The sequence below is a fragment of the Spiroplasma melliferum KC3 genome (genome assembly GCF_000236085.2).
Classification (GTDB): Bacteria; Bacillota_I; Bacilli_A; order Mycoplasmatales; family Mycoplasmataceae; genus Spiroplasma; species Spiroplasma melliferum.
The window spans coordinates 1-22,608 of sequence record NZ_AGBZ02000003.1 but is presented as its reverse complement, the minus strand read 5'-3'; the positions used below and the strand labels follow the sequence as shown (position 1 = coordinate 22,608).

Below are 22,608 nucleotides of genomic sequence, written 5' to 3'. Positions count from 1 at the left end.
TTATTTTTGCGGTAAGATATATATTGGATAAGTATGAAAAAGAAAGTGAGAAGGATTTATGACAAACAAAAAAGAATTAAAAGATGTTCAAGTTAAAGGAAAAAAAGTTTTAGTCCGTGTTGATTTTAATGTGCCAATGAAGGATGGTCAAGTTACTGATGATAATCGTATTATTGCAGCTTTACCAACAATTAAATATTTGATAGCACAAGAAGCAAAAGTAATTTTATTTTCTCATTTAGGGAAAGTTAAAACAGCTGATGATTTAGAAAAACGTGATATGGCTCCAGTAGCAAAGGTATTAGAACAAAAATTAGGACAACCAGTTAAATTTATTAATGCCTTTGAAGGAAAACAATTGGAAGAAGCTATTAACGAAATGCACAATAAAGAGGTCATTTTATTTCAAAATACACGCTTTGCTGACATTATTAATAGTAATGGTCAAATTAGTGTTGATAGTGAGGGCAAAGCAGCGGCAAAACGAGAAAGTAAAAATGATTCTGCTTTAGGGAAATATTGAGCAAGTTTAGGAGATGTTTTTGTTAATGATGCATTTGGAACTGCACATCGTGCTCATGCTTCAAATGTTGGTATTGCAGAAAATATTGCTGAATCATGTTTAGGCTTTTTAGTGGAAAAAGAAGTAAAAATGTTATCACAAGGCGTAGACAATCCAGTTAAACCATTTGTTGCTATTATTGGTGGTGCAAAAGTTTCAGATAAAATTGGGGTAATTGAACATTTATTAACAAAAGCAGATAAGATTCTAATTGGTGGTGGAATGGCATATACTTTTTTTGTTGCACAAGGTCACAAAATTGGAAACTCATTATTAGAAGTTGATAAAGTTGAAATTGCTAAAACCTTTTTAGCAAAAGGACAAGGGAAAATTATTTTACCAATTGATGCGTTAGAAGCACCAGAATTTGCTGATGTTCCAGCAAAAGTTACAACAGGTTTTGATATTGATGATGGTTATATGGGATTAGATATTGGTCCCAAAACAATTGAATTGTTTAAAAAAGAATTAGCAGATGCAAAAACAGTTGCTTGAAATGGACCAATGGGAGTTTTTGAATTTAAAAATTATAGTATTGGAACAAAAGCTGTTTGTGAAGCAATTGCTGAACTAAAAGGAGCCTTTACTTTAATTGGAGGAGGAGATTCAGCGGCAGCAGCAATTCAATTAGGGTATAAAGATAAGTTTACGCATATATCAACTGGTGGTGGTGCTAGTTTAGAATATATGGAAGGTAAGCCGCTACCTGGAATTGAAGCTGTTCAAAGTAAATAACATAATAAAACGACAAAAATGTCGTTTTTTTTGTGGCAACATAACATAATGGAATAACTATACCAACTATTATTTTTTATGATAGAATAAATATGAATGTTTATAATTATATAGAATAGAGGAGATAATTAAATGGCAGTTAGCGATCGTAAAATTGTAAAAAAACATGGCAAAATAGCAGATAAAATTATGGCGTTAGATGAAACAATGCAAGCATTATCTGATGATGCATTAAAAGCAAAAACAAATGAATTTAAGGCTAAATTAGCAGAAGGTGTATCATTAAATGATATTTTAATTGAAGCATTTGCTGTTGCCCGTGAAGCAGCTCGTCGAATTTTAGGATTACATGCTTATCGTGTCCAACTAATTGGGGGTATTGTTCTTCATGAAGGAGATGTAGCTGAAATGAAAACAGGAGAAGGAAAAACCTTAACTGCTTTAATGCCAACATATTTGAATGCTTTAACTGGGAAGGGCGTTCATGTTGTTACTGTTAATGAATATTTATCGAGACGGGATTCAGAAATTAATGGTCAAGTTTTTAGCTTTTTAGGTTTAACAGTTGGGTTAAATTCTCGTGATATTACTAAAGATGCAAAAAGAGAAGCCTATAGTTGTGATATTACTTATACTACCAATGCTGAATTAGGATTTGATTATTTACGAGATAACATGGTAAAAGTTTACAGTGAGAAAGTCCAACGAGGATTAAATTATGCCATTATTGATGAGGCTGATTCAATTTTAATTGATGAGTCAAGAACGCCATTAATTATTTCAGGAGGACGACAAAACCGAACACCACAATACCAAGCAGTTGATCATTTTGCAAAATCATTATCTCGTGATAATGATCTTGAAATTGATTTAGAAACTAAACAAGTTTATTTAACTCCAGAAGGAATTACTAAAGCAGAAAAGATTTTTTCAATTAATTCTTTATTTGATATTAAAAATACTGAATTATACCACTTAATCTTAAATGCCTTAAAAGCTAATTTTGTTTTTAAAAATGGTGTTGAATATGTTGTTCAAAATAATGAAATTATTTTAATTGATCAGTTTACTGGTCGTTTAATGCCAGGACGTGCTTATAGTGATGGTTTGCAACAATCATTGCAAGCAAAAGAACGTGTTGAAATTGAAGAAGAAACAGTGACAATGGCAACAATTACTTACCAAAACTTTTTCCGATTGTATAATAAATTAAGTGGGATGACTGGTACTGCAAAAACAGAGGAAGAAGAATTTATTAAAATTTATAATATGCGTGTAATTCAAGTTCCAACTAATCGACCATTAATTCGCCGTGATGAAGCTGATTATATGTTTGCAAATCGTGATGCAAAAATGCAAGCAATGATGAAAGAAATTATTACCTTGCATGAAAAGGGACAACCAATTTTAATTGGAACAACTTCAGTTGATTCTTCAGAAATTGTGTCACATTATTTGCGAAATGCTAAATTGAAATTTGAAATGTTAAATGCAAAAAATCATGAACGTGAAGCAGACATTATTGCAAAAGCTGGTGAAAAAGGAGCTATTACATTAGCAACAAATATGGCTGGTCGGGGAACAGATATTAAATTAGGTGAAGGTGTTAAAGAAATTGGTGGACTAGCTGTTTTTGGTGTTGAACGAAACGAAGCACGTCGAATTGATAACCAGTTACGAGGACGAGCAGGACGACAAGGAGATCCTGGTTTTTCACGTTTTTATGTTGCAATGGATGATGAATTAATGATGCGTTTTGGTGGTGAACGTTTGCGTCGAATTTTTGCACGGTTAGGTTCAGATTTTATTCAATCACGAATGTTAACAAGAGCAATTTCTAATGCGCAAAAAAAAGTTGAGGGGATGAATTTTGATCAACGAAAACATATTTTAGATTATGATAATGTTTTAGCACAACATCGTGAAGCTATGTATGCGCGGCGTGATCAAATTTTAACAGCAACTGATTTAAAACCAATTATTAAAAAAATGCAATATTCTGCAGCTTATGATTTAACAAAAATATTTGGTAATGAATCGCATGGGGAATGATTCATTCATTATGATGACTTAATTAAAGGAGTTAATAATAAAATTGTTGCAGCTAATGTCTTAGATAAAGCAGCTATGGAAAAAATGACTCGTGAAGAAGTTGCTAAATATGTTGCAACAAAAATGTATGAATTTTATTTAGCACGAACAGAAGATGTTCCTGCTGATGTTATGAATCAAATTGAACGGAATGCAATTATTACTTCGTTTGATGATTATTGAACAAAACATATTGACCAAGCAAGTAAATTACGAAGTGGAATTTACTTACGAAGTTATGCTCAAACAAATCCATTGCACGCTTATGTTGAAGAAGCTGCAAAATTATTTGAGCATATGCAATTGTCAATTGCACATGAAGTTGTAATTAAATTAGCAAATGTTGTTATTCGCAAAGTCGATGGTGACATTGAAGCTGACCCATTTTATGATTCAGAGCAAGAAGTTCGAGAATTCAAACAAAAAGGTTAATTAATGAGCCACTATGCTAAAGTAGTGGTTTTTCTGTATTATTAAATTATTAGAATGGAGGATAAAGATGAGTTTTGCATTGGAAGTAAAAGAGGAAATTGTTAGAAAAGAATTTGACCAAATGTGCCAGAAAGCTTTTTTAAGTGGTTTTGTTAAATATAATATGACATTAAATATTAGTAATCATTTTTTTAACTTTGAAGTAACCTCAATTAGTAATTTAATTATTCGAACAATTTATACGTTTTTAAAAAATTTATATCAAGTTAAAATTGACATTATTATTATTCAAGGTACAAAATTAAAAAATAACAAAACTTTTAGTTTACGAATTAAAGAACGAGCTACTGAAATATTAAAAGATCTACAAATTTTTGATGCAAAAACTAATCAAAAAATTATTACCATCCCATCAGAATGAAATGAACGACAACAACGGGCTTATATTGCGGGAATTTTTGTTGCATGTGGTAGTGTTAATTCACCAGAAACAAGTAATTATCATTTAGAAGTTCAGTTTAATGATGAAGTTTCAGCACAATATTTTCAAAAATTATTGCATAAATTTCATTTTCCTTTCAAGATAATTGTGCGTCATGATCGCTATGTTTGTTATTTAAAAAAATCAATTTTAGTTTCAGATTTCTTGAAATTAATTGATGCAATTAATAGTGTATTAGCTTTTGAAAATACTCGTATTTCAAGGGATATGGTTAATAGTATTAATCGTTTAAATAATATTGAAATTTCAAATCAACAAAAAGCAATTAAAGCTGGAGAAGAACAAGTTACAATGATTAATTATTTACTTGAACATGATTTGTTTGATGAACTAAATGAAAATACCAAAAAAGTAGCTTTATTACGGATTGCTTATCCTGATGCATCGTTACAAGATTTGTCAGCATTATTAGAAAATGAAAGTAATATTGAGATTTCAAAATCTGGAGTAAACCACTTATTCCGTGAAATTAAGAAAAAATATTATGAAAATATAAAATAATTTATGTTATAATTCATTTATTATTTTTTATTAAAAAATAGGTCATTAAAAAATGGAGGAAAAACTAATGGGAAAGCCTAAAAAGCACCTTAAATTTTTTGAATTTTTAACTGTTTTTTCAACAGCAATTGGAATTACAATTGGAATTGGAATTTATTTAAAAAATGATACTTCAGAAGGACATCTTTTATATTTTACTCAAAATCCTTATTTATCAATTGGGTTATGAATTTTAGTTGGGATTTTAGGAATGGCAATGATTATGGTCTTTATTGAAGTTACATCAGTAAAAACTAAAAGTGGACATGGTACATTACCATCTTGGGCTAATGTTTTAATTGGTCGGCAAGTTGGTAGTTTAGTAGCATTATTTTATATCTTTTTTTATTTCCCAATTTTATTGGGTCTTTTCCCAATTTTTAGTATTAATGCAATGTTTGATGCACTAGAAGTGCAAAGCATTAGTAAGGGAACACAACATATAATTGCGATTATTGTTGGTCTTGTTATTTTAATTTTATTTTACTTAATAAATATTTTTTTACGAAATGTTGGGAAATGAGTTCAAACAATTGGAACATTTATTAAATTTATCCCGTTAATAGTTAGCTTAGTTATAGGTTTTGTTGCTCCAATTGAAAATAATGTTTTTAATAAGTATAAGGAATTAAAGTTTGGTAATTTCTTTATGGGGATTTTACCAGTACTATTTTCATTTGATGGTTTTATTTATGCTGCAGGATTGCAAAAAGAAGTTTCTAACAAAAATGTTGTTCCGAAGGCATTATTTGCTGCAATGTTATTCATTACTATTTTTTATATTTTAGAGGTTATTTCGTTATTTTTAGGAACAAATGATGGTAGCGTTTTTACCTTATTTAAAAATCTACTTGGTGGTCCAGTTGCAAAAATCTTAATGTGATTTATTATGTTAACAGCATTAATGAGCATTAATGGTCTAACCTTTGTTGCCCCTTCATTTGGACATACAGTGCAAGAAGAAAATCTTGTTTATATTGGAAAGAAAGAATTAAGTTATCAACAAATTGGTTTAATTCAAATGACAATTACTGTTTGTTTCAATTTAGTATTAATGGGACTTAGTCTTGGCGTTGTAGGCGATCCAATGTATTTATTAGATCTTTCTTCCAATGCAGTTAGTTTTACCGCTTTTCTGTGCTATATCAGTTTAATTATTGCTGTTTGTGTTAATCGTTATACAAAACGAGTCGAAGTAACAAAAGTAAAAGGAATGTATTATTATGCTGGTTTTTCTCTTTTCTTACTAATAGGATCAATTGGTTATATTATGTATAATTTCTTTGCTTATAGTAGTAATCATAAAACTTTATATAGTTTGTTAATTATTATTGGAGGAACATTAATAATATGAGGTATTAATGAATTGTTATTATGAAATAAAGCAACACCAGCTGCTGGTGAAATAAAAATAAAAACCCCATTGATTAATAATGTTAATCAATAGGATTATAAGTAAGAATTTTATCAAGTTCATCAGTTTGATGAACTTTTTTTCATCCGCCAAGAAGAATATAAACTTTAAAATTATGCTTTTTTAATAAACGGTATAAATCTAAATGAGAATGACCAGCACTTGAAACAAAAAGAATCTTTTTATTTTTAGTTACTTTTTTTGAATAAATTAAACGGAAAAGATGATGAGGAATATTAATACTATTAATAATATGACTTTCAATTCATTCTTCTTTTGGTCGAATATCAATAATTAATCATTTTTCTGAATTATTAATTTTTGGTAGTTTCTTAATTGATTTAGTATTGTATTTCATTTGGAATGCTGATAAAAACATCTTTACACCTCTTTGAAAACATTATAACATTAAGAAAGTTAATATTTTATTAAGAAATCGTTAAAATTTAAGTATATAATTAAAATGTTATATAGAAACGAGGGAGAAGAATGCGAAAACCAATTATTATTGGAAATTGAAAAATGCATAAAACAACAAATGAAACAATTGATTTTTTAAAACAAGTTGATCATGTCTGTCATGATTTAAAACTTGATGCTGGTATTGCGGTACCGTTTGTTAATTTAGCAGTGGCAAAACAACATGCACATAATTTAATTATTGCGGCGCAAAATTGTCATTATGAAGATTTTGGTGCTTTTACTGGTGAAATTTCAGTTGAAATGCTAGAAGATTTAAAGATTACTCATGTTATTATTGGCCACTCAGAACGTCGTGAAATGTTTAATGAAACTAATGAAACAGTAAACTTAAAAGCAAAAAAAATCTTAGCAAAAGGGATGGTACCAATTATTTGTTGTGGTGAAACATTGCAACAATATGAAAATAATGAAACACAGCAAATTGTTGAAACACAAATTGAAAAAGCATTACAAGGAATTGATTTTGAAGATGCAAAAACAATTGTTATTGCTTATGAACCAATTTGAGCAATTGGAACAGGGAAAACAGCAACAGCTGAAATTGCCCAAAATGTTTGTGCAATAATTAGAGCAAAAATTGCTAGTCTTTATGATGAAGTGGTAGCAAATGTGATACGAATCCAATATGGAGGTAGTGTTAAACCGGAAAATATTCAAGAATTATTAGCTCAACCAGATATTGATGGAGCCTTAGTTGGCGGGGCTAGTTTAGAACCAAAAACTTTTTTAGGTTTAGTAAAATAACTAATCAAAAAATAATGAAAACTAATTCTTAATTACTGATGAAATTATTTAGCAATTTTTATTGCTTTTTTTTTATAATGATTTCATAAAAGAAAATATAAAATCTTTTATTATGTCAAAATACATTGGAAAGGAAACATATAGAATGAAAAAATTGTTAATGCTATTAACAACAGTAGGATTAGTAACATCACCAACCTTAATGGTTAGTTGTCAAATTAAAAAATCAATAGAAGATACAAACTTAAAAACATTGTTAGAAGACTTTACCCTTGAAAAATTAGAAGAGACAGATAAAACTAATGAAGTGAAGATTAAAGATGAAATTAAAAAACAAATTGAAGGCGAATATCCTAATTTAAAAGATAAAATTGTGATTTCAATTGATGGTACAACAGCAACAATCACACCTAAAGACGACAATCAAACACACGAAGGTAAAAAACTTGTCGGAGAATTTAAAGTTACATTTAAATTATTAGTAAAAGAAGATACAAACTAGTAACATTATAAAGTAAATAATATTAAAAAATAAAATTGAAATTAAAATATAAAACAATAAAGTAACTATTCCACTTAAAGATGATGCTATCAAAAAAGGTTTTAAACTAAATTCTTAGTTATTTAAAACTACTCAGAACTAGCTTTCATCTTTTTATTTTTTTAACCAAAGAAGAGAAGATGAGGTTAAAAGCGATAAGCTATTTTAATTTTCAATAAAATAAGATATAATTATATCTTGGAATAAAGGATTGAGGTTAAAATGAGTTTAATTAATATTGAAAATTTAAGTCATGCTAACGGGGGAAAAGTTCTCTATAAAAATTCAGCAATTCGAATTAATAAAGGTGAACATTTAGCTTTAATTGGAGCAAATGGAACAGGAAAAACAACATTATTAAGTATTATTTATGGGAAACTTACTCCTGATGAAGCAAACATTGAAGTGCATCCAAGAGTAAAAATTGGCTATTTAGACCAACACCAAGAGTTAGATGGAACATTAACAGTCGAGCAATTTTTAAAATTAACATATCAACATTTATTTGAAATTGAGGAAAAAATTCATGCAATTTATGAAAAAATGAGTCTTAATTATGATGAAGATGAACTTGTTAAAGCACTGAAATTACAAGAGCACTTAGATCAAAATGGTTTTGAAACAATTGATAAGGAAATTCGTAGTTTAGTTGATGGTTTAGGAATTGACCCAGAAAAATTGAATGTTAAATTATCAGAATTATCGGGTGGTCAACGAGGAAAAGTTATTCTAGCAAAGTTATTATTATCGGAAAATGATTTTTTGTTATTAGATGAACCAACTAACTTTTTAGATTTAGAACAAGTTGAATGATTAGCTAAATTTTTGCAAAATTATGAAAAAGCTTTTCTAGTTGTTTCACATGATATTGACTTTATTAACAAAGTAGCGAAAATAATATATGCTATTGAAAATTTAAGCATTAACCGCTATGTTGGTAATTATCAACAATATTTAGCATTAAGTGAATTAAAAAATGAACAATATGATAAAGTGCAAAAAGGACAAGAACGCTTAATTAAAAAATTAGAAACTTATGTTGCAAAAAATAAGGCTCGTGCTTCAACAGCAAAAAGTGCTCAATCACGGCAAAAACAAATTGATAAAATCGAAGTAATGGATAAACGACATGAATTAACAAAACCAAAATTTATTTTTAAATATAAGAGGCCCGCTAGTACAATTATTGTTAGTGCTGAGCAATTAGCAATAGGGTATCAATTTCCTTTAATTAAACCATTAACATTTGACATTCGGGATGGTGAAAAATGTATTGTGCGAGGATATAATGGAATTGGAAAAACAACCTTTCTAAATACTTTAGCGGGGAATCTTCCTAAGTTAGGCGGAACATTAAAAATTGGTAATGGAGTATTCATTGCTTATTTTCATCAAATTGAACAATTAATGGATATTACGCCAATTGAATATTTAAAAAACTTATACCCAGACTTGGAAGAAGGCCGAATTCGAAGTATTTTAGCCAACTTTGGAGTTAAAAGTACTTTAATGCAAAATCAGATGACAAAATTATCGGGTGGTGAACAAACTAAGGTTCGGTTATCAGCATTATCTTTACAACCATGTAGTTTACTAATTTTAGATGAGCCAACAAACCATCTTGATGTTTTAGCCAAAGAAGCATTGTTAGAAGCAATTCAAGCCTTTGATGGAACAGTTCTAATTACAACTCATGATATTAATTTTAATGTTAATTGAGCTGACAAAGTTCTTGATTTTGAAATGATGGTTTAAGATATTATGCCAAAACATTATTTTTATGTCTTATTCTGTGCTGATGAGACTCTCTATGCTGGTTATACAGTTAATTTAAATCGGCGTGAACAAGAACATAATATGGGGACTGGAGCAAAATATACATCTTTAGCAAAACGACGACCGGTTAAAATAATTTATAGTGAAGAATATGCAACCCGTTCTGCAGCAATGCAACGCGAGGCGGCTTTTAAACAATTATCTCGGTTAGAAAAAATTATGTTTTTACAAGACCATAATATTAATTTACCATTTGTAATTTTGTCAGATATGGTAAAATCATAATAGGAGCATAAAGCGGGGGTAGGATGGATAGTAATATTAAAGTTTTAGTTGATGAATTAACTAAACTATATCATTGTTATCAAATAGAATCACTGCGGAATGATATTATGACTTGTTTAGATATTTTAAAATATTATGATTTTAATGATAAAAATAATCAAATTTTTATTGGCTATGTCTTACGAGTTTTGTTTATTGTAACAGTAAAGGTTGATGAAAATATTGATTTAACAACAGATTTATCAAATTTAGTTGCTAAAGGATATACAACCGGTAATCATCGTAATATTTTCCGTCGAAAAAAGTCAAAAAATACTAATGACTTTGAAAAAGAAGTTGAGTTTTATATTAAACGAAACTATTTTGATGATGAATATGATCGCTTACAACGATTGCTTTTAAAAAGTACGACCAAACTAATTGGCCCCGTAAATGATTCTTTAGCAGGCTTTAATTATGAAAAAATATTAACTAATGCTATTCAATTATTGGATAATCAAGAATTAGTATTAAGATTACAGAATGTTGTAATTCTAATTTTAAAACCATTTGAAATTGAAGAAAGTGAATTTTTAACGAAAAAAACATTAATTAGTAAGCAATTGCTTACAATTAATAAACATCGTGAGCAATATTTAAAACAATATAACAAATTATTTATCTAAACAAATAATTAATTTATATAGTACAATATAAGTAGTTTAAACAAGGGAGGAAGTTATGAAACCAGAATTAAAGGAATTATTATTAGAAATTAAAACTAAAATTAATGATGATAAACTTTTTCGTGATTTTGTTGGTGAAATTCTAAATGAAGCTAATTACAATAATTATTATGAACAATCAGTTGCTGATGAAGAAATTGCAGAGCAATTAGTTGAAATCTATTTTATTGAAAATTATAGTAGTGATGAAGAAGTTTCAGACCTAAAAGAAAAAATCATGAAAATTTTATTCTTCTTAGAAGGACAAGAAGAATTAATTAAAGAATATGCTTATTTTGTTGAAACCAAAGTAAGTCAAATTGTGACAGAACTTAACTAATTTTATTAATCTGACAGTTAATGTTAGATTTTTTAAACTTAGATTTAGTCATTTTTACATGTTAAAAATTTATAATTTTCTTTTTTAAAAATAAGATTATTTTATGATGCTAATTTATAAAAAACTAATTAAGAGGGTGAGAAAATGGGAAAAGATTGAATCGTTGTTAAAGGTGCTCGAGAAAATAATTTAAAGAATATTGATGTTAAAGTACCTAAAGAGAAATTAGTTGTTTTTACTGGTTTATCAGGAAGCGGAAAATCATCATTAGCTTTTAATACCATTTATGCGGAAGGACGACGTCGTTATATTGAAAGTCTATCAAGTTATGCTCGCCAATTTTTAGGTGGAAATGAAAAACCTGATGTTGATGCAATTGAAGGATTATCACCAGCGATTTCTATTGACCAAAAAACAACTAGTCATAATCCCCGTAGTACTGTTGGAACAGTTACAGAAATTTATGATTATCTCCGCTTATTGTATGCACGAGTTGGTACGCCATATTGTATTAATGGTCATGGGGTTATTAAATCGGTAACAGTTAAAGAAATCATAAATAATTTAAAACAACTTTTAACAGAAGGTGAAAAATTTATGATTTTATCACCAGTAGTTCGTGATAAAAAAGGTAGTTTTAAAGATTTATTTGCACGTTTGAAGCAGGAAAGTTTTATTCGGGTAAAAGTTAATGATGAAATCAAAACTTTGGATGAAGAAATTGAATTAGATAAAAATAAACGGCAAAATATTGATATTATTATTGACCGTTTGGTTTATAAAGAATCAGCAGATTTATTAAGTCGAATTCATGATGCAATTGAAGTAGCGTTAAAATATGGTAATGCATTAGTAAAAATTGATTTTGTTGATCAAAAAAAAGAAATGCTTTTTTCAACTAATTATTCATGTAGTATTTGTGGTTTTGTTATCCCAGAATTAGAACCACGGTTGTTTTCATTTAATTCACCATCAGGGGCTTGTAGTGAATGTAAAGGCTTAGGAGTAAAATTAGAAGTTGATGAAGATTTATTGATACCTAATCGATCATTATCAATTTTACAAGGGGCAATAATTTATTTAAAAAATATTGTTAATACAACAAATATTGAATGACAAAAGTTTAAAATTTTAGCTAATCATTATCATATTGTGTTAGAGCAACCAGTTAGTGATTTAACAAAAGAGCAACTAGAATATTTGATTCGTGGTAGTGATGAACCAATTGAATATAATTTAAAAACAGCTAGTGGAAACATTATGCGGGGATATGATTATATTGAGGGAATAGGGCAGTTAATTGAACGTCGTTATACGGAAACATCAAGTGAATCAGCACGTGAATATTATAAACAATTTATGACGGATAAAAAGTGTGGAACTTGTTTAGGAAAGCGGTTAAATGAAATTCCTTTGTCAGTTAAAATTAATAATATTAGTATTTCTGAATTTACTGATTTATCTGTTGAGGATGAATTAAAAGAAGTTTTAAATTTAAAATTAACAGAATCACAACAAGAAATTGCGCGGTTAATTATTAATGAATTAGTTAATCGTTTGGATTTCTTAAGTCGAGTTGGCTTAGGTTATTTAACGTTATCACGTAATGCTTCAACATTATCAGGTGGAGAAGCCCAGCGGATTCGATTAGCAACACAAATTGGCAGTCAGTTAACAGGGGTTTTGTATGTGCTAGATGAACCTTCAATCGGATTACATCAACGAGATAATGATAAATTAATTGAAACATTAAAAAGTTTACGTGATTTAGGAAATACTTTAATTGTGGTTGAACACGATGAAGATACGATTCGTGCTAGTGATTATATTGTTGATATTGGTCCACGTGCAGGGATTAATGGTGGTGAAGTTGTCGCTGCAGGAAGCATTGATGATATTAAACAAAATCCAAATTCAATTACTGGTAAATATTTAACTGGTGAATTAGCAATTAATGTGCCAAAAAAACGGCGTGGTGGTAATGGTTTAGTATTAGAAATTAAAGGAGCACGAGAAAATAATTTAAAAAATATTAATGTTACAATTCCTTTAAATAAATTTGTTTGTTTGACAGGCGTTTCAGGAAGTGGTAAATCAACTTTGATGAATGAAATTTTATGAAAGGGTATTAAGAAAAATTTAGGTTTAGCAACTGAACGTCCAGGTGCACATGATAAAATTGTTGGGATTGATAATATTGATAAAGTAATTAATATTTCCCAAGATCCAATTGGGAAAACACCACGTAGTAATCCTGCGACTTATACATCAGTTTTTGATGATATTCGTGATTTATTTGCGAATACGAATGAGGCTAAAGCACGAGGGTACTTAAAAGGTCGTTTTTCTTTTAATGTTCCAGGCGGACGTTGTGAACACTGTCAGGGTGATGGAATTATTAAGATTTCAATGCACTTTCTGCCAACAGTTTATGTTTCTTGTGAAGTTTGTGAAGGAAAACGCTATAATGATGAAACATTATTAGTTAAATTCAAAGATAAAAATATTTATGATGTTTTAGAAATGACAGTTGACCAAGCTTGTGATTTTTTTGCGGCGCAACCAAAAATTAACCAGAAGTTAGCAACAATGCAAGAGGTTGGTTTAGGTTATATTAAATTAGGACAATCAGCAACAGAATTATCTGGTGGAGAAGCGCAGCGGGTTAAGTTATCAACCTTTTTGTTAAAACGGACAACTGGTAAAACTTTATTTTTATTAGATGAACCAACAACGGGGTTGCATGTTGATGATGTTAAAAGATTGTTGGTGGTTTTGAATAAAATTGTTGATAATGGTGATACTGTTATTACAATTGAACATAACTTAGATGTTATTAAAATGGCTGATTATATTATTGATTTAGGACCCGAAGGTGGGATTGGTGGTGGGACGATTGTTGCAACAGGAACACCAGAACAACTTGTTTTAAAAAGTGATACTAGTTATACTGCACAATATCTAAAACCATTATTAAAGTAAGAGGTTACAATGGATGTTAAAAAACAACTTTTTAAGGCAACATTTTTTCAAAAAAAATATAATTTGGCAAAATTATTAACAGAAAAATATGCTGATGCACAAAATAAAATTAAAGTAATTAATGTTGTTGGCACAAATGGAAAAGGATCAGTTTCAAATTACTTACACCGTCAATTGATGTTAAATTATAAACGGGTAGGTCTTTTTACTTCACCAGCATTTTTAAAACATAATGAACGAATTAAAATTAATAATAAGATGATTAATGATAATGATTTAAAACGAATTATCAAAGAAATTAAAGGAGAAATTAAAACTTATCAGTTAACTTTTTTTGAAATTTGAGTTTTAATTTGTATTAAATATTTTTTAGAACAAAAAATTGATATTGCTATTATTGAAGCTGGGATTGGTGGTTGTTTAGATGCAACTAATGTTTTTAACAATCAATTAGCTGTTTTATTAACTTCAATTGATTATGAACATACTGAAGTGTTAGGCAATAGTTTGGATAGTATTATTCAAAATAAAGTTGGAATTGCAAAAAGCAATTGTAAACTTTTTATTAGTGCTAGTTGTAAAAAATATTTTAATTTGATTGCAAAATATCATGATTTGGATAATATTATTACAAGCGAAATTTGCCCACAAGCAATTAATTATTATCAAGAATTTAATGTTGGTTTAGTTATTAAGTTTTTAAAAGTTTTTAAGTTTAAAATTAATTATGAGCTTTTTAAAGTAAATCCAATCTTAGGGCGTTTTACCCAATTAAGTAAAAATCCATATTTTATTATTGATGGAGCACATAATCCAGAAGGAATTCGTGCCTGTATTCATACTTTTGAAATGTTACATAATTTGAATCGAAATGAAGTATTAGTATTGTATGCTTCTTCCCAAAAAAAAGATTATATGCAAAATTTAACTTTATTGAAGGAACATTTTGGTAACGATTTATATATTACGGAATTTCAACATCCAATGTCATGGGACATTAATAATATTAAGATGCAGAATAAGATTAAAAATTGGAAAAAATTATTATTGCAAAATAAAACAAAAAATATTTTAGTTTGTGGGTCGCTATACTTTATTCCATTAGTTTATCAGTTTTATTTAGAAAGGATGTAAAATATGATATATGTATTAACAAACATTGGTGCTTGGTTAGGGATTGCTATTTTATTTTATATTGGAGTATTATTAGATTATAAAAATTGAAAAAAAATTAGTATTTTAACAATTACAATTACAAGTTTATTAATTGCATTATCTGTCATTTTAACAAATGTCATTAGTTATACTATTCCATTTCCATTTATGGGAGGAGGAGTAATTAAATTAGCATTAGGTAACTTTTTAATTTTTGTGATTGGAATGTTATTTGGACCATTTTTTGGTGTATTAAGTGGTCTGGCTACTGACGCTTTAGGGGCTTTGGTAAATATTGCTGGAACATATCATAGTGGTTTTGCTTTTAATCTTGCTTTGTATGGTTTTTTAGGAAGTATGGTTTTTTTATTTAAAAGTGATAAATTTTGAATATTAAAAACAATTATCTTATATACAATTAGTTTTGCTTTAATTTCATTTGCATTTAATGTTTTATGATTATATGCGACGGGTCTGAAACAAGTACTGTTCCCAATGGCTTTTGTTGTTAGAGCAATTAAGTTTCCAATTCAATTGGCAATTTATTTGCCAATGGTTATTTCCAGCTTTACTATTTTATATAAATTAATTATTTCACGTCATAATATTGCTTTATGATGTACACAGAAAGGATTATTAGTTTTAACACCAATTAAATTTAAAAAACAGAAAACATGTAATGGTTAAAAATTGTTTATATGTGGAAAAGTTTTAAAAACTTAATAGTTATAACTATTTTTATTAAAAGAGATTGTGGATAAGTCAGCTAATAGCATTATTTTAACAAATTATATTTACTTATTAATTGTTCGTTGTAATATTATTAATGATTAAACAAAGAGGAACGGGAAAATGATGGAAAAGGAAACTACTTATTTAATTAAACAAGAGTATCAATTGTCAGATGATGAACGTATGTTACTTTTATGTTTATATCGTCCAATTATTGGCGATAAAGCACATATGTTATATATTGCTTTGACAGCACAAGATTTCATCTTAGAATTAAATACTAAATATCATTTAAATAGTCTTTTAACATTATTACAAATATCATATGACGAATTTTTAGTAGCAAAAAGTAAATTAGAAACAATTGGCTTATTAAAAATTTTAAAACGAGAAAAAGGAAAGCATTATATTTTAAAACCACAATTACCAATTTCCGCAATTGATTTTTTTGAAAATCAAATTTTAAGTAATTATTTATTAAATATTGTAGGAGAAAAATCTTTTGCAATTATTAAAGCTAAATTTATTGTTAATAATCAAGAAGACAAACAAAATCTTAATGATTTATCTGACCAATTAAGTAATAAAGTAATGACATTTGATTTTGTCTATATTGATAAATACTTAGCATCAAAAAATGCAAATCATAAATTATACTTACCATATCGTGAAAAAATTATCCAATTAGCAAATTATTATAATGTTTTAACAAATAATCTTGCTATTTTTATTTACAAAAGTATTGAGTTAACTGCCAAAGAACGAATTTTTAATTATGAGACATTTCAACATTTGCTATCTGATTTTCATCAAAAAACAGTATTAAAAAAACAACTTAATGGGGAACAATTAAATTTAATTGTTAGTGATGAAAATATTATTAAGCCAACTAACATGTTAGAAGCAAAAATTAATGAAATGGTTTCAATTGATCCAATTCAATATTTAACTTTACTACGAGAAAATAAGAAACCAACACCAATTGAGATTGAATTAATTCGTGATTTAATTATTAATTATTCATTAACACCGGGAGTAGTTAATTGTTTAATTGAATATGTTTGATTTAAAAATACTCATCGAATTGAAAGAAAGTATTGTGAAAAAATTGCAAATACTTTTCATCAACTACAAATTAATACTGTTGATAAAGCGATGGAGCATTTACGTAGTGCTTATGCAAAAACACAAAAAAGTAAAGTTACAAAGGATGCTATTAAAGCAAAAACATATCAATGGAAAGAAAAAACAGTTAAGCATAATATGGCTGAATTAGAATATAATAAAATTTATGAACAAAAACGTCAAGAACAAGGAATTAAGAAAGTTAATCTTCCACAATTATTAGATGATTTAAAAAATTTATAATAGTAAAAATGAAAGAGAGATGGAGGCAATGCCAAAACTAAATTTGTTAAAACAACTTCAAAATAACGCAGAATTAATGCTTAATTTACAAGAAATTGAGTTTAATATTAATAATTATCAACAGTTTGAGTCACTCTTTCAAGAATATTTAAATAATTATCATCAATGTGAAAAATCATTATCTTTATCTTTATGCCAACAACCATTTAAAGGTTATAAATATTATATTAAAAAAGAAAATGATAATTTGTTTTTAACACGAATTGAATGTGAGCATACAATAGCTATCAAAGAAAAAAATAAAGTTAAAAATAACTATCTTTATTATGACTTTAGTGATGAATTATTAAAATTACGATTAAATGATATTAAAAAAGATGAAAATTTTAATAATATGCATCTCATTATTGGGGAAATGGTCAAATTTGTTAAAGGCCAACGAAAAAAAGGCTTATATATTTATGGCCAACCAGGAGTTGGCAAAACTTATTTATTAATTCGCTTAGCTAATGTTTTAGCAAATAATAATCGTAAAGTTGCTTTTATTTCAATAATTAATTTAATTAATCGAGTAAAAGAATCATTTAATCTTTTTAATAGTGAATCATCCTTAGTTGAAATTCTATTAGGAGCTGATGTCTTATTTTTAGATGATATTGGGGGAGAAACTGTTTCTCCATGAGTTCGTGATGATTTATTATTTCGTATTTTAAATGACCGTATTAGTCGTCAGTTACCAACTTTTTTTTCATCAAATTTTACAACAACAGCTTTAACAACAATTTATGCAAATGTCAAAGCTGAAATTAATGATAAAGAAATTAACAAAGTAAAAGCATTAAGAATTGTTGATCGAACCCGAGGATTAGCAACAGAATTAGAATTGTTAGGAAATAGTAGAAGAACTGATGAGGACTATGTGGAAAAATTAACAATCTAAGGAGATTTTCTCTTAGCCACATTTGTTAAAAGCAGTATGATTATATGTATTGTGGTTTCTAAAAATAAGGATGTTTTAATTATTTAGAAGTAATTAAAGAATTGAAAGGGAAACAAGATATGAAAAGAATTTTTAATTTATTATTTACTACAACGACATTTTTTGGAACTATTCCAAATTTACTGGGTAATAATTCAAATGAAATTCAAGAACAAATAACTATTTGGTTAGAAATGGATGAAACGGAGCGAAATCAATTATTGAATCATAGTATTGATGATTTAGAAATTACGCAACGTACACAAATTTGTTTAGAAAAAGCAAAAATTTATAGATTATCTGATTTAGTTTCAAAAACAGAAAATGAAATTAAAAATATTAAAAATTTAGGAGAAAAATCATTAACAGAAATTAAAGAAAAAATGCATGAGTTAGGTTTACACTTTCGACATTAAATTGGGAGATAGAAAAAACGAAATATTATAAATTATAAATACAAGTGTAATATTTTTATAATTATAATGTAAGTCATAAAATTACGGATGTAAAAGTTATTAATGAAGATTAATAACTTTAGACAGTATTTGTTAGTTTAATAATAAAATATTACGTAGGATATACAAATAGTTTTAATTAGTATTGTAAGCAATTAACAAGTTCAAGTTTTTCCTTAATAAAGTATTTGAAATGAGGCGTCCTATCAATAAGATAACCTTTATTTGGATATTTTCTAATTTTCTTGCAAATTAGGCCTATAGGTTGTAAAATATATAGTAAGTATGCAATGTTTTTATTGCAGACTAAGAGTATTAAATATATGTAGAGGAGAAAAAGTAGATGACAAAAATTGCAATTAACGGATTTGGACGTATTGGCCGTTTAGCTTTTAGAAGATTATTTGACGAAAAAAATGTTGAAATTGTCGCAATTAACGATTTAACAGAGGCAAAAACTTTAGCAACATTATTAGAACTTGATTCAGCCCAAGGAGGGTGAAAACGAGGAAAAATTTCTTCAGAAGAAGGAGTTATTATTGTTGATGGGAAAAAAATAAATGTTTATGCCAAAAAAGATCCTACTGAGTTACCATGAGGTAAATTAGGAATTGATGTTGTTGTTGAATCAACAGGATTCTTTGCTGATCGTGCTGGTGCTTCAAAACATCTTACAGCCGGAGCAAAAAAAGTTTTAATCTCAGCTCCAGCAAAAGGAACAGATGTTAAAACAATTGTTTATAATGTAAACCACAAGGAAATTAAAAAGGAAGATACTATTATTTCAGGAGCAAGCTGTACAACTAACTGTTTAGCACCAATGGCAAAAGTATTAGATGAAAAATTTGGAATTGAAAAAGGATACATGACAACTGTTCACGCGGTAACAAATGATCAAAGATTGTTGGACTTAGCACATGATGATTTAAGAAGAGCACGTGCTGCTTTTTCAAATATTGTTCCAACTAAAACAGGAGCAGCAGCAGCCGTTGCGTTAGTATTACCACAATTAGAAGGTAGATTTGATGGAATGGCATTACGTGTTCCAACTATTACTGGTTCAATCGTTGACTTAGCAGTTGAATTGAAAAAAACAACAACAGTTGAAGAAATTAATAATGCAATGAAAGCAGCAGCTTCAGAAACTTTTGGTTATAATACACAACCAATTGTTTCATCAGATATTATTGGTGAAACACATGGATCAATTTTTGATGCAACATTAACAAAAATTATTGAACGTGATGGTAAACAATTAGTTAAAGTATATGCATGATATGATAATGAAATGTCATATGTATCACAAATGGTACGTACATTATTATACTTTGCTACAGTTTAATTTAAAATATACAAAACACTAAAAAATATTTTAGTGTTTTTTTATTTTTCTAAAAAAGATATTTCTTATGCTATGATATTTATATAAGAATTAATCTTATAAAAATAATCTAGAAAACTATCGTTACTATCCGCTGGTTTATTTACTATTGATAATGGAGACAATTAAAGCAATTAAGGAGAGCAAAAAAAATGAAAAATCCTATTTTAGAAAAGCATTTTAGTAATATTCGTGATCAACTAAAGTTAGTTTTAAATACAGAAAAAATTCATGATTCAACAAATCCAATTCAATTATTATATGATAATGTTCTTTTAATTCGGAATAATGGCCGTGTTATTACTGATGAAGATTTTACATATCGTTTAGAATTAGTCTTGGCTGATACTTATAAAACACTGTCATTACGAATTGATTCATTATTACAAAATGCTAAAACATTGGCTTTTAGTTAGGCATCGTGTAAGTGAAGTGCAACAAATCAACTCAGAAAGGGGTTGATTTTTTATTGAAAAGAAACATTATTTTATTTTGCGGTCCTTAGTAATTAAGTATGGAAAAGATAATGTTATTAATACGGTAAATAATATTGTAATTAATAATGAAAAAGAAGATGAATAAATTATCCGTGTAATTTATTAGCGGTAATTTATTCAATATAGTTTATTTTGAGCGTAGCGAACACGCGAAGCGTGCCGCGAAAATTAGATTTTTAGGAGGAATAAGTTATGCCAGTTTGATTAACGACAATATTTAGTGTTGTTATTATATTAGGTATTTTTGCTTGAATTGGTTTGTCAATTTATCAAAAAATTCGCCAAATTCGAGGTAAGAAAAAAGATAAAAAAGAAATTGAAAACAAGGAGGATAAAAAATAATGTTAGGGATGTATTTAACAACAGCGATTAATTTTTTAGCAGTAGATACACCTACTATTTCAGATGGGATGGGTTCGATTTGAAGTGGTTTAGGACAAGCAATGATGAAAGTTAAAGAAGCAATTTATGCTGTATTACCACAATTAATGACCTTTTTAGGTGATGCGTGAATTATTTTAATTCCATTTGGTATTTTTGTTATTGTTAAGATATTAAACTTTTTCCGTGTTATGGTTAAAGGATTTTAATAGAATATAACATTATATTCTAAGTTATTTTAAACAAAACTAAGGCACACTAGTTTATTTATTTTTTATTAATTTATTTTATATAACTATTACTTTAAAACTTAATAGTATTTTTCAGTGTGCCAATTTTTTAATATTTTATATATTTAACAATGTTTATTAAGGAGTTGATAAAATTGAGTAATTTTGTTAAGAAAAATCAAAATGTAGAAAATTATTTTATTCGTAAAGAGTTGATAGTTTTTGAAACAAATAAAGCAAGTTTTATAAATTTACCTAATCATAATCGCTATATTGGTTTTTGATTGAGTAATAAGTTTATTTATCTTAGTAAAAAACATTCTGATCAAGTAGCTATTGGTTTAATTTATGATAATTCTTATCCTATTGTAAAATATGATGAAAATTTAAAACGCCATATTTGAAAATATTTAACTGGAACAGAATTAATTAATTTGTATAATCAATATAAACAAAATTATTTTAAAAGTATGCACAAAGCATTATTTTCAAATGAGCCTAAAAAAGTAAAAACAACTAATAACAATAGTAATTTAATAAATTGAAATGATGAAAAAGTACAACAATTAATTAATGACTTAGAAAGTTTAAATTAAATGAGTTTATACGATTATTGAGTTCAATTTGTAAGTTATATTATTGGTTCAAATGCCCCTGAATTTTTATATGTGATATCGTTTGTATTATTTATCGTTTTATTTTTTGGAATTTTTTTTTAAACTTATTCAAAAAATGTGGAGTTTTTAAAGATGCAAAATGATTGAGAAAAATTAAAAGAGTTTTTTATTCATGTCTTTTTGTTTATAAATAAAACAAATGTTGAAAGTATTACAACTTGGAATTTAACGCAAAATGAATATTTAACTCTGATGGTCGGTGTTTGGATTGTTATTTTATTTTTAACTTGGTTTTTATTATGAATGGTTTTTAAAATAGTTGGGTATTTTAAGTAATGAAAAAGTTTATATTTTTGTTAAAAAATTATTGTTATATTAGTGGTTCAATGATTTTGTTTAGTTTAATTGATTTATTATTTTGGATAATTTCATTAAATTATACTGGTTTAGTATTCTGATTATTGTTTGCTTTGCAATGTGTTTATTTTGTATGATGAGTTTGAAAAAACATATTTTATCAGTTAAATGCGTTTAGGTTAGTAAATTTTGTTTGAGATAATCCATTATCAGTTATTATTGGTAAATTAGGAACTGGAAAAACTTTACTTTTAACTTATTTATCACAAACTATGAAATTATTAACAGATAAAATTTATAGTAATTATCCGTTAGAAGATGAAAA

24 protein-coding genes and 1 pseudogene are annotated in these 22,608 nt (G+C 27.5%); 24 read left to right on the top strand and 1 reads right to left on the bottom strand.

Annotation, left to right across the window (positions count from 1 at the left end):
• Nucleotides 1-58 precede the first annotated feature (58 nt).
• The 4 genes from SPM_RS03990 to SPM_RS03975 all read left to right on the top strand — a co-directional run bounded on the left by SPM_RS03990 (nt 59) and on the right by SPM_RS03975 (nt 6,309).
• Nucleotides 59-1,297 carry a phosphoglycerate kinase gene (locus SPM_RS03990; protein WP_004028309.1) on the top strand — a complete coding sequence of 413 codons (1,239 nt, stop codon included), beginning with the start codon at nt 59-61 and terminating at the stop codon, nt 1,295-1,297.
• Between the two features lie 132 nt (nt 1,298-1,429).
• Entirely contained in the window at nt 1,430-3,820 is a 2,391-nt protein-coding gene (gene secA, locus SPM_RS03985) for a preprotein translocase subunit SecA (RefSeq protein ID WP_004028308.1), read from the top strand.
• A 67-nt stretch (nt 3,821-3,887) separates the two neighbouring features.
• Nucleotides 3,888-4,823, top strand: a complete 936-nt coding sequence (whiA, locus tag SPM_RS03980) for a DNA-binding protein WhiA (protein ID WP_004028307.1) — start codon at nt 3,888-3,890, stop codon at nt 4,821-4,823.
• 67 nt (nt 4,824-4,890) lie between these two features.
• A complete protein-coding gene (locus tag SPM_RS03975; protein WP_004028306.1) occupies nt 4,891-6,309 on the top strand; it encodes an APC family permease in 1,419 nt (472 codons plus the stop codon).
• Here SPM_RS03975 and SPM_RS03970 read toward each other — a convergent pair.
• Complete coding sequence (locus tag SPM_RS03970) at nt 6,299-6,655, bottom strand: rhodanese-like domain-containing protein (RefSeq protein ID WP_004028305.1); 357 nt, start codon at nt 6,653-6,655, stop codon at nt 6,299-6,301. The genes SPM_RS03975 and SPM_RS03970 overlap by 11 nt on opposite strands.
• A 110-nt stretch (nt 6,656-6,765) precedes the next feature.
• Between SPM_RS03970 and tpiA the strand changes: the two genes are divergently transcribed.
• From tpiA to SPM_RS03880, 20 genes and pseudogenes are all read left to right on the top strand, one after another.
• A complete protein-coding gene (gene tpiA / locus SPM_RS03965; protein WP_004028304.1) occupies nt 6,766-7,503 on the top strand; it encodes a triose-phosphate isomerase in 738 nt (245 codons plus the stop codon).
• Nucleotides 7,504-7,648: 145 nt separating this feature from the next.
• The gene (locus tag SPM_RS03960) at nt 7,649-8,005 is read left to right on the top strand and encodes a hypothetical protein (protein ID WP_004028303.1); all 357 of its coding nucleotides are present in this window, start codon (nt 7,649-7,651) and stop codon (nt 8,003-8,005) included.
• 261 nt (nt 8,006-8,266) lie between these two features.
• Nucleotides 8,267-9,799, top strand: coding sequence for an ABC-F family ATP-binding cassette domain-containing protein (locus SPM_RS03955; RefSeq protein WP_004028302.1), 1,533 nt, complete (start codon nt 8,267-8,269; stop codon nt 9,797-9,799).
• 6 nt (nt 9,800-9,805) lie between these two features.
• Nucleotides 9,806-10,105 carry a GIY-YIG nuclease family protein gene (locus SPM_RS03950; RefSeq protein ID WP_004028301.1) on the top strand — a complete coding sequence of 100 codons (300 nt, stop codon included), beginning with the start codon at nt 9,806-9,808 and terminating at the stop codon, nt 10,103-10,105.
• A gap of 23 nt (nt 10,106-10,128) precedes the next feature.
• A complete protein-coding gene (locus SPM_RS03945; RefSeq protein WP_004028300.1) occupies nt 10,129-10,770 on the top strand; it encodes a hypothetical protein in 642 nt (213 codons plus the stop codon).
• A gap of 55 nt (nt 10,771-10,825) precedes the next feature.
• On the top strand, nt 10,826-11,149 hold the full coding sequence (locus tag SPM_RS03940; protein ID WP_004028299.1) for a hypothetical protein: 324 nt from the start codon (nt 10,826-10,828) through the stop codon (nt 11,147-11,149).
• A gap of 144 nt (nt 11,150-11,293) precedes the next feature.
• Nucleotides 11,294-14,131 (top strand): excinuclease ABC subunit UvrA, encoded by a 2,838-nt coding sequence (uvrA, locus tag SPM_RS03935; protein WP_004028298.1) that lies wholly within the window; start codon nt 11,294-11,296, stop codon nt 14,129-14,131.
• A gap of 9 nt (nt 14,132-14,140) precedes the next feature.
• A complete protein-coding gene (locus SPM_RS03930) occupies nt 14,141-15,265 on the top strand; it encodes a bifunctional folylpolyglutamate synthase/dihydrofolate synthase (RefSeq protein WP_004028297.1) in 1,125 nt (374 codons plus the stop codon).
• 3 nt (nt 15,266-15,268) lie between these two features.
• A complete protein-coding gene (locus tag SPM_RS03925; RefSeq protein ID WP_004028296.1) occupies nt 15,269-15,973 on the top strand; it encodes a folate family ECF transporter S component in 705 nt (234 codons plus the stop codon).
• Nucleotides 15,974-16,138: 165 nt separating this feature from the next.
• Nucleotides 16,139-17,386 (top strand): DnaD domain protein, encoded by a 1,248-nt coding sequence (locus SPM_RS03920; protein ID WP_004028295.1) that lies wholly within the window; start codon nt 16,139-16,141, stop codon nt 17,384-17,386.
• A gap of 28 nt (nt 17,387-17,414) precedes the next feature.
• Entirely contained in the window at nt 17,415-18,326 is a 912-nt protein-coding gene (locus SPM_RS03915; RefSeq protein WP_004028294.1) for an ATP-binding protein, read from the top strand.
• A gap of 119 nt (nt 18,327-18,445) precedes the next feature.
• Entirely contained in the window at nt 18,446-18,781 is a 336-nt protein-coding gene (locus SPM_RS03910) for a DNA-directed RNA polymerase subunit alpha C-terminal domain-containing protein (RefSeq protein ID WP_004028293.1), read from the top strand.
• 382 nt (nt 18,782-19,163) lie between these two features.
• On the top strand, nt 19,164-20,162 hold the full coding sequence (gap, locus tag SPM_RS03905; RefSeq protein WP_004028292.1) for a type I glyceraldehyde-3-phosphate dehydrogenase: 999 nt from the start codon (nt 19,164-19,166) through the stop codon (nt 20,160-20,162).
• A 191-nt stretch (nt 20,163-20,353) separates the two neighbouring features.
• Nucleotides 20,354-20,617 carry a hypothetical protein gene (locus SPM_RS03900; RefSeq protein WP_004028291.1) on the top strand — a complete coding sequence of 88 codons (264 nt, stop codon included), beginning with the start codon at nt 20,354-20,356 and terminating at the stop codon, nt 20,615-20,617.
• Nucleotides 20,618-20,633: 16 nt separating this feature from the next.
• Nucleotides 20,634-20,783 (top strand): hypothetical protein, encoded by a 150-nt coding sequence (locus SPM_RS06565; protein WP_155999916.1) that lies wholly within the window; start codon nt 20,634-20,636, stop codon nt 20,781-20,783.
• Between the two features lie 107 nt (nt 20,784-20,890).
• The gene (locus SPM_RS06435; RefSeq protein ID WP_004027793.1) at nt 20,891-21,040 is read left to right on the top strand and encodes a hypothetical protein; all 150 of its coding nucleotides are present in this window, start codon (nt 20,891-20,893) and stop codon (nt 21,038-21,040) included.
• Nucleotides 21,040-21,288 (top strand): hypothetical protein, encoded by a 249-nt coding sequence (locus SPM_RS03895; RefSeq protein WP_004027610.1) that lies wholly within the window; start codon nt 21,040-21,042, stop codon nt 21,286-21,288. The genes SPM_RS06435 and SPM_RS03895 overlap by 1 nt, the downstream gene beginning before the upstream one ends.
• A gap of 176 nt (nt 21,289-21,464) precedes the next feature.
• Nucleotides 21,465-21,905 carry a DUF3627 domain-containing protein gene (locus SPM_RS03890; RefSeq protein WP_004028290.1) on the top strand — a complete coding sequence of 147 codons (441 nt, stop codon included), beginning with the start codon at nt 21,465-21,467 and terminating at the stop codon, nt 21,903-21,905.
• A gap of 153 nt (nt 21,906-22,058) precedes the next feature.
• Nucleotides 22,059-22,262: a DUF2649 domain-containing protein gene (locus SPM_RS03885; protein WP_004028288.1), complete on the top strand. Its 204-nt coding sequence runs from the start codon at nt 22,059-22,061 to the stop codon at nt 22,260-22,262.
• Nucleotides 22,262-22,608, top strand: a pseudogene (locus tag SPM_RS03880) (hypothetical protein); the annotation flags it as partial. The gene SPM_RS03885 and the pseudogene SPM_RS03880, both read left to right, overlap by 1 nt.